General features: G+C 39.1%; 14 protein-coding genes. 13 read left to right on the top strand and 1 reads right to left on the bottom strand.

Features of this window, described 5'->3' with window-relative positions:
* The first annotated feature begins 7 nt into the window (after nucleotides 1-7).
* From plsX to DNK84_RS01485, 12 genes are all read left to right on the top strand, one after another.
* Nucleotides 8-1,054, top strand: a complete 1,047-nt coding sequence (gene plsX, locus DNK84_RS01430) for a phosphate acyltransferase PlsX (RefSeq protein ID WP_268876875.1) — start codon at nucleotides 8-10, stop codon at nucleotides 1,052-1,054.
* A gap of 9 nt (nucleotides 1,055-1,063) precedes the next feature.
* The gene (locus DNK84_RS01435) at nucleotides 1,064-2,029 is read left to right on the top strand and encodes a beta-ketoacyl-ACP synthase III (protein ID WP_119342796.1); all 966 of its coding nucleotides are present in this window, start codon (nucleotides 1,064-1,066) and stop codon (nucleotides 2,027-2,029) included.
* An 18-nt stretch (nucleotides 2,030-2,047) separates the two neighbouring features.
* Entirely contained in the window at nucleotides 2,048-2,983 is a 936-nt protein-coding gene (gene fabD, locus DNK84_RS01440; RefSeq protein ID WP_119342797.1) for an ACP S-malonyltransferase, read from the top strand.
* A gap of 8 nt (nucleotides 2,984-2,991) precedes the next feature.
* Nucleotides 2,992-3,732, top strand: coding sequence for a 3-oxoacyl-ACP reductase FabG (fabG, locus tag DNK84_RS01445; RefSeq protein WP_119342798.1), 741 nt, complete (start codon nucleotides 2,992-2,994; stop codon nucleotides 3,730-3,732).
* 127 nt (nucleotides 3,733-3,859) lie between these two features.
* Nucleotides 3,860-4,099 (top strand): acyl carrier protein, encoded by a 240-nt coding sequence (acpP, locus tag DNK84_RS01450; protein WP_119342799.1) that lies wholly within the window; start codon nucleotides 3,860-3,862, stop codon nucleotides 4,097-4,099.
* Nucleotides 4,100-4,207: 108 nt separating this feature from the next.
* Nucleotides 4,208-5,461: a beta-ketoacyl-ACP synthase II gene (fabF, locus tag DNK84_RS01455; protein ID WP_119342800.1), complete on the top strand. Its 1,254-nt coding sequence runs from the start codon at nucleotides 4,208-4,210 to the stop codon at nucleotides 5,459-5,461.
* Between the two features lie 159 nt (nucleotides 5,462-5,620).
* Nucleotides 5,621-7,579 carry a type I restriction-modification system subunit M gene (locus DNK84_RS01460; protein ID WP_119342801.1) on the top strand — a complete coding sequence of 653 codons (1,959 nt, stop codon included), beginning with the start codon at nucleotides 5,621-5,623 and terminating at the stop codon, nucleotides 7,577-7,579.
* A gap of 105 nt (nucleotides 7,580-7,684) precedes the next feature.
* Complete coding sequence (locus tag DNK84_RS01465; RefSeq protein WP_119342802.1) at nucleotides 7,685-8,611, top strand: Abi family protein; 927 nt, start codon at nucleotides 7,685-7,687, stop codon at nucleotides 8,609-8,611.
* Entirely contained in the window at nucleotides 8,612-9,217 is a 606-nt protein-coding gene (locus DNK84_RS01470; RefSeq protein WP_119342803.1) for a DUF6933 domain-containing protein, read from the top strand.
* On the top strand, nucleotides 9,217-10,440 hold the full coding sequence (locus DNK84_RS01475; RefSeq protein WP_119342804.1) for a restriction endonuclease subunit S: 1,224 nt from the start codon (nucleotides 9,217-9,219) through the stop codon (nucleotides 10,438-10,440). Before DNK84_RS01470 ends, DNK84_RS01475 begins: the two co-directional genes overlap by 1 nt.
* Before the next feature lies 1 nt (nucleotide 10,441).
* Nucleotides 10,442-11,302, top strand: coding sequence for a GIY-YIG nuclease family protein (locus DNK84_RS01480; RefSeq protein WP_208123229.1), 861 nt, complete (start codon nucleotides 10,442-10,444; stop codon nucleotides 11,300-11,302).
* Nucleotides 11,299-14,445, top strand: coding sequence for a type I restriction endonuclease subunit R (locus DNK84_RS01485; RefSeq protein WP_119342806.1), 3,147 nt, complete (start codon nucleotides 11,299-11,301; stop codon nucleotides 14,443-14,445). The genes DNK84_RS01480 and DNK84_RS01485 overlap by 4 nt, the downstream gene beginning before the upstream one ends.
* 16 nt (nucleotides 14,446-14,461) lie before the next feature.
* Here DNK84_RS01485 and DNK84_RS01490 read toward each other — a convergent pair whose 3' ends face one another.
* Nucleotides 14,462-14,668 (bottom strand): hypothetical protein, encoded by a 207-nt coding sequence (locus DNK84_RS01490; protein WP_119342807.1) that lies wholly within the window; start codon nucleotides 14,666-14,668, stop codon nucleotides 14,462-14,464.
* A 73-nt stretch (nucleotides 14,669-14,741) separates the two neighbouring features.
* Here DNK84_RS01490 and tnpA point away from each other — a divergent pair, with 73 nt between their 5' ends.
* Entirely contained in the window at nucleotides 14,742-15,059 is a 318-nt protein-coding gene (tnpA, locus tag DNK84_RS01495; RefSeq protein ID WP_119342808.1) for an IS66 family insertion sequence element accessory protein TnpA, read from the top strand.
* Nucleotides 15,060-15,135: the final 76 nt, after the last annotated feature.

Raw genomic sequence — 15,135 nt, forward strand, 5'->3', positions numbered from 1 at the left:
CACGATTGTGAGCCAAAATTATTCCTATAATATTGCCATTGATGCCATGGGTGGCGACCATGGCTTAAAAACTACTGTGCCTGCAGCAGTTAATGCCCTAGCAAAACAGCCAAACCTTCATATCACACTAGTTGGTGTTGCTGATGAAATTCATCATGCATTAAAGAAATTCCATAATAAATACGATCAAAACCGTTTATCGATTCACCATACCACACAAGTTGTCGCAATGGATGAATCCCCTGCCTTAGCGCTTCGCAACAAGAAAGATTCTTCCATGCGTATTGCGATTAATATGGTTAAGGATAAACAAGCCAATGCATGTGTTAGCGCCGGTAACACGGGCGCCTTGATGGCTACTTCAAAATTTGTATTAAAAACATTGCCTGAAATTGACCGCCCTGCGATTGTTTATGCTATTCCCTCACTGGATCGTAAAACCAAAACGATAAACCCAGTTTACATGCTTGATCTGGGTGCTAACGTTGATTGCTCTTCAGAGCAGCTTTTTCAGTTTGCAATCATGGGGTCAATTTTGGCTGGCAGTTTAAAAGCCAAAGAAAACCCATCTGTAGCATTATTAAATATTGGCGAAGAAGAAATGAAAGGCTTAGATAGCATTAAACAGGCCGCAAAAATGTTACAACAGTACGATGCTATCAACTATATTGGTTATGTTGAGGGTAATGATATTCTTACCGCCAAAGCAGATGTTGTTGTCTGTGATGGATTTACAGGAAATGTTGCACTCAAAACCCTTGAAGGCACGGCTAAACTCATATCGGATATGATAAAAGACAGCTTCACAAAAAACCTGATGACTAAGATCTGCATGCTTTTTGCCGCACCTGTTTTAAAGCAATTAAAGCAAAAACTTAATGTCAACCAATACAACGGCGCCTCATTACTTGGTCTTCGAGGCATTGTAATAAAAAGCCACGGTGGCGCCTCACCTGAAGCCTTTGAAACAGCTATTTTAGAAGCAATCAAAGAGATTGAGCATAACATTCCAGAGAAAATCCAATCTCAACTTGAAAATATTATACAATCATAAGGTTACATTATGTTTGCAAAAATAACAGGCACAGGCAGTTACTTGCCAGAAAAAATTCTCACAAATGATGAGCTTGCGCAGCTTGTTGATACTTCTGATGAGTGGATCATGCAACGTGTCGGCATCAAACAAAGACATTTAGCTGGTGAAAACGAAACTACAACATTCATGGCACATCAAGCGGCATTAAAAGCATTTGAAGCCGCTGATATTAAGCCAAAAGAAGTCGATTTAATTATCGTTGCCACGGGTACCGCAGATTACTTGATGCCCTCTACGGCATCAATACTTCAACAAACCCTTAAGATACCAAACTGCCCTGCTTTTGATATTGGTGCTGCATGCAGTGGCTTTGTACATGCCGTTGATGTTGCAAAGCAATACATAGAAAATAACAGCGCAAAAAATGTGCTTGTTGTTGCCTCAGAACGAATGTCACGCACCCTTAATTGGCGTGATCGTTCCACTTGCGTTTTATTTGGCGATGGTGCAGGTGCCGTCATATTATCGGCAAGTGATACGCCTGGCATTATCTCATCTGCGCTTTATACCAATGGCGAAGGTTTAGACATTTTAAACATTAAAACGCCACTGGCTAAAAAGCTTTATGATACGCACACTCAAGATGCTTTTTTGACAATGGAAGGCAATAAGGTCTTCAAACAGGCTGTATCTTCTTTAAGCCAACTTGTCACAGATCTGCTTAAAAATGCGAAGCTTACACCAAAGGATATTGACTGGTTAGTACCACACCAGGCAAATTACCGAATTTTAGATGCAATTGCCAAAAAACTTAACATGCCGCTTTCCAAGGTTGTTATCACTTTAAAAGATCACGGCAACACCTCTGCTGCTTCAATTCCGCTGGCACTTGATTATGCCATTAAAAACAACATGATAAAAGAAGGCCAGACAATCCTTACTGAAGCTTTTGGCGCGGGGCTTGTCTGGGGTGGATTTATCGCTGTTATTTAACAAAAAAAGGACAATATTATGAGTAAAACCGCCATTGTATTTCCTGGCCAAGGTTCTCAAAAGCTTGGCATGCTGGGAGACTATTATGCACAGTTTGATTGTGTTCGATCCACTTTCCAACAAGCAAATGATACTTTAGGCTTTGATCTTTGGGATATCATACAAAATAATGAAGATAAACTAAATCAAACAGAATTCACACAACCTGCATTATTAGCAGCGAGCATTGCAATATGGCATGTATTTCAACAGACTGAAGCACCAAAAGCAAGCCTGCTTGCTGGTCATAGCCTCGGAGAGTATTCTGCACTTGTGTGTGCCAATGCACTTGATTTTGAAGATGCACTTAAACTTGTTCATTTACGTGGGCAGCTCATGCAGTCAGCTGTTACTGATAAAGCCTGCGCGATGAGCGCTATTTTAGCGCTTAGCAATGAAGATGTCATCGAATGCTGCAAAGCTGCACAGGATGTTGGCATTGTTGAGGCTGCTAACTTTAACGCGCACGGTCAGGTTGTTATTTCAGGGCAAAAAGAAGCCGTTGAAAAAGCCTGTGCACTTGCCAAAGAAAAAGGTGCCAAACGTGCGCAATTATTACCTGTTAGCGTCCCCTCTCACTGCTCTTTAATGAAAGAGGCAGCTCAAAAATTTGCACAAGCTTTAGATAAAATTCCCTTTAAAACACCCAAAATACAAGTCTTACATAATTTTGATGTCAAAAGTCATAAAGACCCTCAAAAAATAAAAGAAGCGCTCACAAAGCAGCTGTACTCCCCTGTATTGTGGACGCAAACCATTGAAAAAATGGCTGAAAAGGGTATTGAGACCGTTATTGAATGCGGCGCAGGCAAAGTGCTTACAACAATGAATAAGCGCATCACAAAAGCCATGAACTATTTTGACAGCGCTGATGTCAGCGCGCTAGAAAAATTAAAATCACAACAAATTGCTTAGGAGTTCTTATGGATTTTGAGAATAAAATCGTTTTTGTTACAGGCGCAAGCCGCGGCATTGGTGCTGAAATTGCCAAACAATTTGCACAAAAAGGTGCAACGGTTATCGGCACCGCCACCTCTGAAAATGGCGCACAAAACATCGCAAAGACACTACAATCTATTGGCAAAGGCTTTGGCCTTAAACTTGATGTCAGCGACAATAAAAGTATTGAAACGGTATTTGCCTGGATGAAAGATAATACCGGCTTACCAGATATATTAATTAATAATGCAGGCATTACAAAAGATAATTTAGCAATGCGCATGTCAGAACAAGATTGGCTTGATGTTATCCACACCAATCTAGACTCGGTTTTTAACATCTCCAAAGCTTGTTTACGTACAATGATGAAAAAACGCTGGGGACGCATCATAACCATTGGCTCAGTTGTTGGCTTGGCAGGCAATCCAGGCCAGGTAAATTACTGTGCAAGCAAAGCAGGTGTCATTGGTTTCTCCAAGTCACTTGCGCATGAGATCGCCTCACGCGGTATCACGGTGAATGTAATTGCACCTGGATTTATTCAAACTGATATGACCGATAAAATGACCGAGGCTCAAAAACAAGCGATCATAAATCAGGTTCCTGCGCAAACACTAGGGCAACCTGCTGATATTGCTGCAGCTGCATTATTTTTAGCATCCGAAGGTGCGCAATACATCACAGGGCAGACTTTGCACGTCAACGGTGGCATGTATATGGCATAATTTAAAGAATTTGTTGTAAGGTTCTTGCAAATAAGCACCATTTCACTACAATAAACACTCGATCATGGTGAAAGACCGCAAATTAAAGTTTAATTTTTTATTAATGTAAAAAGACTAAGGAAATAAAATGAGTGAACTTCACGATAAAGTAAACGCAATTATTGTTGAGCAGCTTGGCGTTAAACCTGAAGATGTTAAAGCTGAAGCATCTTTTATTGATGACTTAGGTGCTGACTCTCTTGATACTGTTGAGCTAGTAATGGCTTTAGAAGAAGAATTTGATACAGAAATTCCTGATGAAGAAGCTGAAAAAATCAAAACTGTCCAAGATGTGTACAACTACATTGATGCACACGCAAACAGCTAATTATTACCATCTTTTTATGGTTTATCTTTAAATAAAAATCAGCATTAATCGCATAGATTTCTGCTGATTTTTTCGTTTAACAGAACAAAATATGTGGATGTGTGAAATATGAAATCAGCAAGACGTGTTGTCATCACTGGCCTTGGTGCTTTTACACCGCTGGGTAAAGATGTGAAAAGCACTTGGGATGCGATTTTAAAAGGACAAAGCGGCATTGACTACCTTCCTGAATTTGATGTCGATAGTGGTCCTTCTATTTCGGAATTTAAAGTACGTATTGGTGGTACAATCAAAGACTATAACCCAACCGACTACTTTAATGCCAAAGAACTGAAAAAATACGACCTTTTCATGCAATATGGCTTTATTGCTGCAGAAGAAGCCTGGCAAGAAGCAGGCATCACTGTGACCGAAGAAAATGCACCAAGAATTGGTGTTTCCATGTCTTCTGGCATCGGTGGACTTACCATGCTTGAGCAAACACGTGTTATCATTGATCAAAAAGGTCCTGGAAAGATTTCACCATTTTGCATCCCTGCAACAATTATCAATCTAATATCAGGCAACTTTTCAATCAAATATGGTCTAAGAGGTCCTAACACAGCAATTGTGACAGCTTGCACAACAGGCACACATAATATCGGCATGGCGGCAAGAATGATTGCTTATGGTGATGCTGATGTCATGGTTGCAGGTGGTGCGGATAAAGCAAATACTGCGATTGGCATGGGCGGCTTTGCTGCAGCACGCGCGCTATCAACACGCAACGATGATCCACAAGCGGCTTCCAGACCCTGGGATAAAGATCGTGATGGCTTTGTATTATCAAATGGTGCAGCGGCCGTTGTACTTGAAGAGTATGAACATGCCAAGGCACGTGGTGCAAAAATTTATGGCGAGATCATTGGTTACGGGATGAATGCTGATGCCTATCATATCACTAACACAAGTGGTGTTGGCGGTTATGAATGTATGAAGCTTGCCATTGAAGATGCACAGATTCCTGTTGATGAAATTGATTATATCAATGCACATGGCACCTCAACACCCGCAGGTGATGTGAAAGAAAGCCAGGCTGTAGAAAAGGCACTTGGCGCACATGCAAAAAATATTATCATGAGCTCGACAAAATCAATGACAGGGCATATGTTAGGCGCTGCAGGTGCGATTGAAGCCATTTTTTCCCTGCTTGCCATACGCGATCAGGTTGCGCCACCAACAATTAACCTTGATAATGTTGATGATGACTGTAACCTTGATTATGCGGCACACGAAGCAAAGCCGAAAAAAATCCATGTCGCGTTATCCAACTCATTTGGCTTTGGTGGCACTAATGGCAGCTTAATCTTTAAAAAAATCTAATATTAAATTCATTTATCACCATAAAACAGTTCTTTGGCTTAACGCGTTGATTTTTTTGGCATTCACGCTAGACATCAGCTTTTATGGTCGATGATTCCCTTGCTTTTGACATTCTTTACTGCTAGATTCACGATTATTCAAGATTTCAAATCATACAAAATGAACACAAAAAATCTATCCTCATTGATATGGTCAATTGCAGATTTATTGCGCGGTGATTATAAACGCTCTGATTTTGGTAAGGTAATTTTACCCTTTACGGTTTTAGCACGCGTTGAAGCGGTACTTGCGCCAACACGGCAAGATGTTGTCGATGAATACAATAAGCGCAAAGGTTTAGGCATTCCACTAAATGCCATTTTAACGACCAAATCACAAAACACGTTTTATAACACATCAGAATACACATTAACTAAACTAAAGGCTGATCCTGATAACTTAAGCGCAAACCTTCTCACCTATCTTGATTCGTTTAGCGATAATATTAAGGATATTTTCAATCGATTTAAATTTATAGATCAAATACATCACCTAGATGAAGCAAACTTGCTGTATAAGATTATCGAGCGCTTTACAAAAGAAGATTGCGATTTAAGCCCTAAAGCGGTTTCAAATTATGAAATGGGGAATTTGTTTGAGGAATTGATTCGCAAATTTGCCGAGGAATCTAACGAAACTGCTGGGGAGCATTTCACCCCTCGCGATATTGTACGCTTGGCAACATCCTTAGTATTTAGCGCGGATAATGCCATCTTAACGGATCAAGGTGTGGTGCGCTCACTCTATGATCCAACTGTAGGCACAGGCGGCTTTTTAACATCCGCAAGTGAATATATCGCAGAGCTTAACCCGAATGCACATTTAAAAACTTACGGACAAGAGTTGAATCCGGAATCCTTTGCCATTTGTAAGGCAGATATTTTAATCAAAGGCGAAGATGCCGATAATATTAAATTTGGCAACACCTTAAGTGACGATCAACTAAAGTCTAAAAAATTTGACTATATGCTGTCTAACCCGCCATTTGGTGTGGAATGGAAGAAGGTTGAGAAAGCAGTAAAAGATGAGCATAGGATCCAAGGCTATAATGGGCGTTTTGGCGCAGGGTTACCACGAGTGAGCGACGGCTCATTATTGTTCTTAATGCACCTTATTTCAAAAATGCGTCCTGTAACAGAAGGCGGAAGTCGTATTGGCATTATCCTTAATGGCTCACCGTTGTTTACAGGTGGGGCTGGGTCTGGTGAGTCTGAAATCAGGCGTTATGTGCTTAAAAATGACTTATTGGAAGCCATTATTGCTTTGCCAACGGATATGTTTTTTAACACAGGAATTTCTACTTATATCTGGATATTAAGCAATAAAAAATCACCTGAGCGCAAAGGCAAAGTACAACTGATTAATGCCGCAGATCAAGGCAGCCCAATGCGTAAGTCATTGGGATCTAAACGCAAATGGCTAGATGAAGATGCTATTGCCAGCATTGTTCAAACATATGGTAACTTTGAACAAACTAAAACAAGTAAGGTATTTGAGTATCAAGCGTTTGGCTTTAGACGGGTCACCATCGAGCGACCCTTAAAGCTCGCCTTTTACCCAAAAAATGAAAGTAACCTCAACGCGCTTAAAAATGATAAAGCGTTTTTAAAGCTTAAAAGTGAACAACAACAGAAAATATTGGCCGCCTTAAGTAATTGTAAAGATGCGTATTTATCAAAAGATCAATTTACAAAAGATTTAAAAGTCAAACTTACCACCGCGCAATTTAAGCTACTGCAAAAACATCTATCCAAAGCACATGATGATGCCGAAGTCTGCTTTGACAGCAAAGGCAATCCAGAAGCCAATCCTGATTTAAGAGATTATGAAAATATCCCACTTAAGCAGGATATCTATGATTACTTTGAAAAAGAAGTCAAACCGCATGTACTTGACGCCTGGATTGATGAGCGTAAACGCGATGAAAAGGACGGAAACATTGGTATTGTCGGTTATGAAATTCCGTTTAATCGTCATTTTTACGCGTATAAACCACCACGCGCGTTAGCAGAAATTGACGCAGAATTAGATGCCGTAACCAAAGAGATATTAACGCTGTTAGGAGAGGTGCACTCATGAGGTGCTTGCATTTTTGGATCCTTACGAATATACTTAAGGGCAACATAGCCGCTATGCCTCTGATTCACGCACACTTTAGCGGCTTTTGCGTTTTAAGGGTTAAACATGGAGTTTAGTAAACCCGCGTTATCACTTGAGCAACAACTTCAGCTACTCCTTGATCGCGGACTTATTGTCAATGGCATTGAACGAGCTAATCGTTATTTAGAACATATTGGATATTATCGTTTATCGGCGTATATGATCCCTCATTATGAAAATAAGGCTACGCATCATTTTAAGAAAAATACCCGATTTGATGATATTTTAAATGTATATATATTTGATCACAAATTACGACTGCTGTTGCTAGAGGCTATCGAAAGAATAGAGGTCTCCTTTAGAAGTCAAGTGAGCAATAGTTTTGCCAATAAACTAAGTGCTCATGCATATCTTGAGCCTATTCATTTTGATACGCGTTACAAACATGACTGGTTGATTAAGAAAATTGAGGACGAAATGCAAAAAAGCAAGGAAGTATTCATTGCGCATTATAAGGAAAAATACAATATGCCACAATTGCCTCCCGTGTGGATGGCTATTCATTTATTAAGCTTCAAAGAGTTGGTACTCATGTATCAACATATAAAAAATAACTTAGTCAAAAAAAGCATTGCATATAGCTATGGTTTAAAAGAACCTGTCCTAACTTCATGGATGCGAACCTTGTCTGATTTGCGCAATTTATGCGCGCATCACAGTCGTGTCTGGAACAGGAGCTTTGGCTCCAAGGCAGTTTTACCTAAAACAACACCAGCTAGGTGGTTGAGTGCTTTTCCGGAACTAATTGATATTGGTAATAACCATAAAATCAGTCCACATAATAGTTTATTCTTTCATGTGGTGATTATTTGGTACTTTATCTCACAGATGAATCAAGATTCCAGCTGGGTGGCGCGATTAGTTACATTATGTGATGAGTATAAGATTGACATGACTCACTTAGGTTTTCCACAAAAATGGCGTCAAGACAATTATTGGAGGGTAAAATAAATGGCACAATTTAGATTAACCGCTAAAATGGCAAGCAGGCTTAAAATAACGGATTTGCCACAACCAAAACAGCAGCCTTTACCTTTTTATGATGATTGGGCAGTTGACTTACTGAAAATTAGGCGCAAAGATGTTGCGGTGTTTATGCATATTAACACGCGCGTTACATTAGCCATCCCATTATTTGAAATAGGTGGTGCAAAATATCTCTTTGATTCGTTACCAGCAATGATTGAATGGGCGATTAATGCACTTGAAATTCCAGGGTTTGAAGACTATGGTTGCCAGATTCGTGATTATTTTGAGCCACAGTTAAATAAGCTGGAATTTTGCAAAACGGATAATCGCAGTGTAACCACACATCTTAATCAATTTAAACAAATCCTAGAATTTGAATGCTCCCGCCATGATGAAGTCAGCCAAATGGTTTGTGATAAGACAATGGATTACTGGCAAAGTGCCTTAATTACCAATCCACATACCAAAAAAGGCTATACAAAGCCAATTAAGCTTTGGCAGTCTTATCTGGATGGCGATTGCGTTAATGATGGTGGCAATGCATATAATATGGATAATGTGATTCTCTTTCCGCAAGGAGGCAATTAGTGACTGGTAAACTAAAGCCTTATCCAAGGTATAAAGATAGTGGTGTTGAGTGGTTGGGGGATGTGCCTGAACATTGGGTTCTTGATAGAATTAAGTCGCACTTTCAGATCGAAAAGCGAATTTCAGGTTCCTTGGATTATGACGTTCTATCTATTACACAAAAAGGCATAGTAGTTAAGGACATAGATAGTGGTGAAGGACAACTATCTATGGACTACTCTAAATATCAACTTATCTTCAAAGGTGAGTTTGGAATGAATCATATGGATTTGCTAACTGGCTATATAGATATCTCTAAATATAATGGAGTTGTTAGTCCAGACTACAGAGTCTTTTCAATCAAGAATCAGATATTTAATACAAATTTTTACTTATATGTTTTTCAAACTTTTTACATTAATAAAATATTCTATAAATATGGTCAGGGTAGTTCTCAATTAGGCAGATGGAGATTACCATCTGAAGAATTTTATGGATTTAGAATCCCCACCCCATCGCCAGATGAACAAATCACAATCAGTAACTATCTAGATAAACAAACCGCCAAAATAGATCAGCTTATTGAGAATTATCAAAAGCTGATTGTGCTTTCCAAAAAAAAAATAATAGCACTCGCATTAAATGAACAAATTGCTGGCAACGGTGCTTATGAAAAATTAAGCCATCTTGTTAGGCTCATAGAAAGACCTGTTGATGTTAAAAATAATACAGAATATGAGGCGCTAGGTCTTTATAACAGAGGTAGAGGTTTATTTCATAAACCTAAAACACTGGGTAAAGACTTGGGAGAATCAGATTTCTTTTACGTTAAATGTGGTGATTTAATATTAAGTGGTCAATTCTCCTGGGAAGGAGCTGTAGCAATGGCTAACCAGTCTGAAAATAATTGTATTGTTTCTCATAGGTATCCAATTATAAAAGGAAAAAAAATAATGACTGAATACTTGTATGCATTATTAATGACTGAGTATGGTGATTTTTTGCTTAATGAGTCTTCACGTGGAGCTGCTGGTCGAAATCGTCCTCTTAATATCAATTTGTTATTAAATGAAAAAATTAGAGTTCCATCTCAATTAGTTCAAGAAGAGATTTATGATTTACTAATAGTTAAGACCAATTTAGAACGCAATATAATTAAAGCAACTGATCTACTAAAAGAAAAACGTACTGCCTTAATCACCGCTGCGGTCACAGGCAAAGTGGATGTAAGGGAGTATGCATAACATGATAGGCAAAAAGACACACCCACAGACCATACAAATATTTTTACCTACAGGCGACCCATCAGGTATTAAAGTTGCTAAAATTACTACCTCTATCATTGAGGCAATAGAGGTTCCAAGGCCTTTATTAAAAGAATTTTTGACGATGAGTGAGCTGCCTCAAGTTGCACTTTATTGTCTTGTGGGTGAAGATGAGAAAACAGGATCGCTAACGATCTATATCGGTAAAACAACTGGAATATTTAAGCGTTTAAAGCAGCATCATGAAAAGAAGTCTTTTTGGAGTAAAGCATTTGTTTTTCTTTCTATGGCTAATAGTTTTACCACCACACATGTTGAGTATCTAGAATCCTTAGCAATTGAGCATGCAACCTTAGCTTCTCGCTATCAATTAGATAATAATACCAGTGGGCTAAGTTCACATCTCCCAGTTCATTTGAAAGCTGAATGTAATGTTTTTTTTGATGTCATTGAGATTTTAGCGACAACACTTGGGCTTCCAGTGTTTAAACCACTGATAACAAAAAATGCTGACAATCAGGAATCTAAAATGACCTACCATTGCACAAGGCGTGGCGCAGATGCTAAAGGGTATTATAATACTGAAGGGTTTGTAGTCTTAAAAAATTCTGTCATCGCAGGCGACATCACAAAAAACTTTGAGCAGAACAACTATCTAAAATTAAGAAATCAACTTATTACTGATGGAGTCATCAAAGATGGTGGCTTTTGTAAGAATTATTTGTTTAATTCACCATCAGCAGCATCGGCTGTGTGTTTAGGCTCTTCATCAAATGGTTGGAATGACTGGAAAGACATTCAAGGTAGATCACTTAATGATAATGAGAGAAGCAAAAAATGACAAAGCATCACGAGAAAAAAATGGAAGAACAAGTTGTTTTAGATATGTGCGCACCCGAGTGCGGTTGGGTTGAAGGGCTTTCAAGTGCTTATGATAAATCGCGGGCATTATATACAGAGGATTTACTTGAGTATATTAAAACGACACAACCTAAAGCCTATGAGAAATATCAAAACCGCTTTAAAGATAAAGCAGATGATGAAATTGCTAAACTTGTTGCTAAAAAGATTCATGATAAAGGCGCTTTGCATTATTTGCGACATGAAATAAAGGCGCATCCAGCAAGGTTGAAACTCTGTCAGTTTAAACCGCAGCTACATAATGAAACCTTAGAGCGTAATTATCATGCCAATATTTGTCGCGTGGTCAGACAAGTATTTTATTCTGAAAACAATAAGAACAGCATTGATTTAGTGTTATTTATCAATGGTATTCCCGTGGCAACCATCGAGTTGAAAACCGATTTTACCCAAACGGTTGACGATGCCATTGCACAATATAAATCAGATCGCTTGCCAAAAGATAAACTGACACGCAAAGATGAGCCACTGCTTACTTTCAAGCGTGGCGCGCTAGTGCACTTTGCAGTAAGCACCGATGAAGTATATATGACAACTAAGCTTGAAGGCAAAAATACCTTTTTCTTGCCTTTTAACAAAGGGCATAATGGTGGCAAAGGTAATCCGCATAAACCAGCGGGTTTTGCCACTGAATATTTATGGCAAGAGGTGTTAAGTAAAGAAAGCTTACTCAACATCTTGGCTAAATTTATGCATCTCCAAATTGAAGAAAAAACAACGGCTGAAGGGGTTAAATACAAGAAAGAAACCTTAATTTTTCCACGCTATCATCAGCTTGATGTGGTCAGGAAATTACTTCAAGCAGTGCATGTTGAAAAGATTGGGCAGAAATATTTAATCCAGCATAGTGCCGGCAGTGGCAAATCTAACTCTATTGCATGGCTGTCACATCAGTTATCATCCTTGCATAGCAATGAAGGTAAGCGTTACTTTGATACGGTGATTGTGATTACCGATCGCACGGTTTTGGATAGTCAGCTGCAACAAACGATTAAACAGTTTGAGCAAGTTGACGGCTTGGTGGTGCCTATTGAGAGAAATTCTGATTTTCAAAGTAAATCCAACCAACTTGCCGCGGCGTTGAAAGATGGTGCGGCCATTATCCCAGTGACGATTCAAACTTTTCCTTTTGTGTTGGAGGAAATACAAAAAACAACCTCCTTAAAGGATAAAAACTTTGCGATTATCGCCGATGAAGCACATTCGTCCCAATCAGGCAAAACAGCACAAAAAATGAAGGAAGTGTTAAATGCTGAAATGCTTGATGACGAGATGAGTGCTGAGGATGTGTTAAATGCAACCCTTGAGAGCAAGGGCAAATTAACCAATATCAGTTTTTTTGCATTCACTGCCACACCAAAACACAAAACAATGGAGCTGTTTGGGCGACCTGCAAACCCAAATGAACCAACAGGCAAGGATAACCCACCACTGCCCTTTCATGTGTACACGATGCAACAAGCCATTGAAGAAGGCTTTATTCTCGATGTCTTAAAAAATTATACGACCTATGAAACGGCATTAAAAATCATCTCCAAAGATGGCCAGCGCGAAGTCGACACCAAGCAGGCAAAAATCAAACTCAAGCGCTATGCCACGTTGCATCCTTATGCTATTGCACAGAAAATTGATATTATTCTCACTCACTTTGCCAGTTCAATTAAGCCATTGTTGAACTATCAAGCCAAAGCGATGGTAGTGACTTCCTCACGCAAGGCAGCGGTGAGGTACAAAATTGAGTTTGATCGGTTTTTAGAAAGAAATAAAGGCAACCCACTTTTTGATAACGTTGCCGCAATGGTCGCCTTCTCTGGTAAAGTTAATGATGATTATCAAGGGGATGAAAGGGAATATACTGAGCTGAATATGAATCCTACGTTAAAGGGGCGTGATATGCGTGATGCCTTTGATACCGACGATTATCAAGTGATGCTTGTTGCCAATAAATTTCAAACAGGCTTTGATCAACCAAAGCTTTGTGCTATGTATGTTGATAAGAAGCTAAGTGGTGTAGATGCGGTACAAACATTATCACGCTTAAATCGTACCTACACGGGCAAAGATCATGTTTTTATTTTGGATTTTGTCAATAAAGCAGAGGATATCAAAGAGGCGTTTGAGCCATACTATAAGACAGCTGAAATCACCGATGTAACGGATGAAAATTTGGTTTATGAGCTTTATGAAAAGCTTGATGAATATGGCATATTTACTTTGCCTGAAATAGAGGCTTACTCTATAGCATTCTATCAGAACAAAAATCTTCAAAATCTAATGAGTGCAGCCATTAAACCCGCAGCAGATAGATTTAAAGGTCGCTATAGACAGGCTATTGAGGCAATAAAACACGCACAGCTTGAGCTTAACCGCGCAAAGGATTCTAGTGATGATATTGCTATTAAAAATACAACCTCACAGCTAAAAGAAGCATCAAAAGCCAAAAATTACTTAGATGTGTTTAAAAAATCGTTATCCAGTTTTATCAAAATGTACGACTTCTTGTCTCAGGTGCATGATTATAATGATGTAGAATTAGAAACATTCTCAAGCTATGCACGAGGTTTGTTGCCAAACTTGCATACCACTGAGTTAGCCCCTGAGGTTGATATTGGCGATGCGGTACTTACGAACTACAAGCTAACAAAACAGGCAACCCAAAGCATTGACTTAAAAGGTGGTAAAATAGATGCCATTAATCCAGGGCAAGCTAAAGTACGAGATCAGAAAACTGAAGTGTTGAGCGAAATTATTGATCAATTCAATGCATCATTTTCAGGTGAATTCAACAATGAAGATGCCATTAACTTTGTCACGAGTGTTAAAGATAAAGTGAAAAAAGATGAAAAAACCATGGCGCAAATTTATGCAAATGACAAACAGCGTGCGCTGGAGGGAAGTTTGCCGCAATCGGTAGAAAGCGCTGTTGTAGATAGTCTAAGTACACATACGGATTTATGCACGCAAGCGCTTGGGCAAAAAGAAAAAATGGCATTAATTACTTCTTTGATTGCAGATATGATCTATGCGGAAAAAACAGGCAATGGGCAATCTACAGCTAGATAGGGGGGGGTATTGAAATTCACAGTGTCGCTCCATCATCATCCGCTTCATTTTGCAAGTCGCGCAAAAATTCATTTGTTGAGTTATCCGTTTTCCCAATATTTAGAAAAATACAGCTTTGATAATCATCCCCTATATTGATACCATTAAAAAGGCTACCCTGCTGCTGCGCTTCTAATTGATTCACCCTGTCATAAAGCGCTTTTACTCTTCGTAACCGCTCCATAAACCCCATCTAGTAAAGGCGTTTGTTCTTAATCATACTGTTGTTGTTTATTCACAAATATGGAGCACAGACGATGACAGAAACGCAAATCAAGTGGCTATCAATTATTAGGGATTGGGAAGTCTCAGGGCTAACACAGGATAAATTCTGCCAGGAACAGGAAGTATCCAAAGCATCATTTTCCAAATGGCGTACCAAATTCATTGCAGAAGGTGCGCTTAAACCGCGCATTAAGGTAACAAAGGATGACACAAGCCCACCTCATGCCCCTTCTGGTTTTATTCCTTTTCATATCGATGCAAATACGGCAAAACAAAAAGGCATGATTGAAATTGATTTGCCATTTGGGATCACATTAAGGGTACCTTGTGATGTTAACGCCGGCACATGAGATTTACCTGGCCAATTTTCCGGTGGATATGCGCAAAAGTATCGATGGCTTATCCGCTTTGGTTTTATCTCAGTTT

Origin of the sequence: Facilibium subflavum (assembly GCF_003574485.1) — a bacterium.
GTDB lineage: Bacteria > Pseudomonadota > Gammaproteobacteria > Francisellales > Francisellaceae > Facilibium > Facilibium subflavum.

Bases quoted from the DNA above. Each gene is read 5' to 3' on its own strand.
- DNK84_RS01490 (WP_119342807.1), bottom strand. From the start codon at position 14,668: ATGGAGCGGTTACGAAGAGTAAAAGCGCTTTATGACAGGGTGAATCAA.
- DNK84_RS01480 (WP_208123229.1), top strand. From the start codon at position 10,442: ATGATAGGCAAAAAGACACACCCACAGACCATACAAATATTTTTACCT.
- DNK84_RS01470 (WP_119342803.1), top strand. From the start codon at position 8,612: ATGGCACAATTTAGATTAACCGCTAAAATGGCAAGCAGGCTTAAAATA.
- tnpA (WP_119342808.1), top strand. From the start codon at position 14,742: ATGACAGAAACGCAAATCAAGTGGCTATCAATTATTAGGGATTGGGAA.
- fabD (WP_119342797.1), top strand. From the start codon at position 2,048: ATGAGTAAAACCGCCATTGTATTTCCTGGCCAAGGTTCTCAAAAGCTT.
- DNK84_RS01460 (WP_119342801.1), top strand. From the start codon at position 5,621: ATGAACACAAAAAATCTATCCTCATTGATATGGTCAATTGCAGATTTA.
- DNK84_RS01485 (WP_119342806.1), top strand. From the start codon at position 11,299: ATGACAAAGCATCACGAGAAAAAAATGGAAGAACAAGTTGTTTTAGAT.
- acpP (WP_119342799.1), top strand. From the start codon at position 3,860: ATGAGTGAACTTCACGATAAAGTAAACGCAATTATTGTTGAGCAGCTT.
- DNK84_RS01465 (WP_119342802.1), top strand. From the start codon at position 7,685: ATGGAGTTTAGTAAACCCGCGTTATCACTTGAGCAACAACTTCAGCTA.
- fabG (WP_119342798.1), top strand. From the start codon at position 2,992: ATGGATTTTGAGAATAAAATCGTTTTTGTTACAGGCGCAAGCCGCGGC.
- DNK84_RS01435 (WP_119342796.1), top strand. From the start codon at position 1,064: ATGTTTGCAAAAATAACAGGCACAGGCAGTTACTTGCCAGAAAAAATT.
- fabF (WP_119342800.1), top strand. From the start codon at position 4,208: ATGAAATCAGCAAGACGTGTTGTCATCACTGGCCTTGGTGCTTTTACA.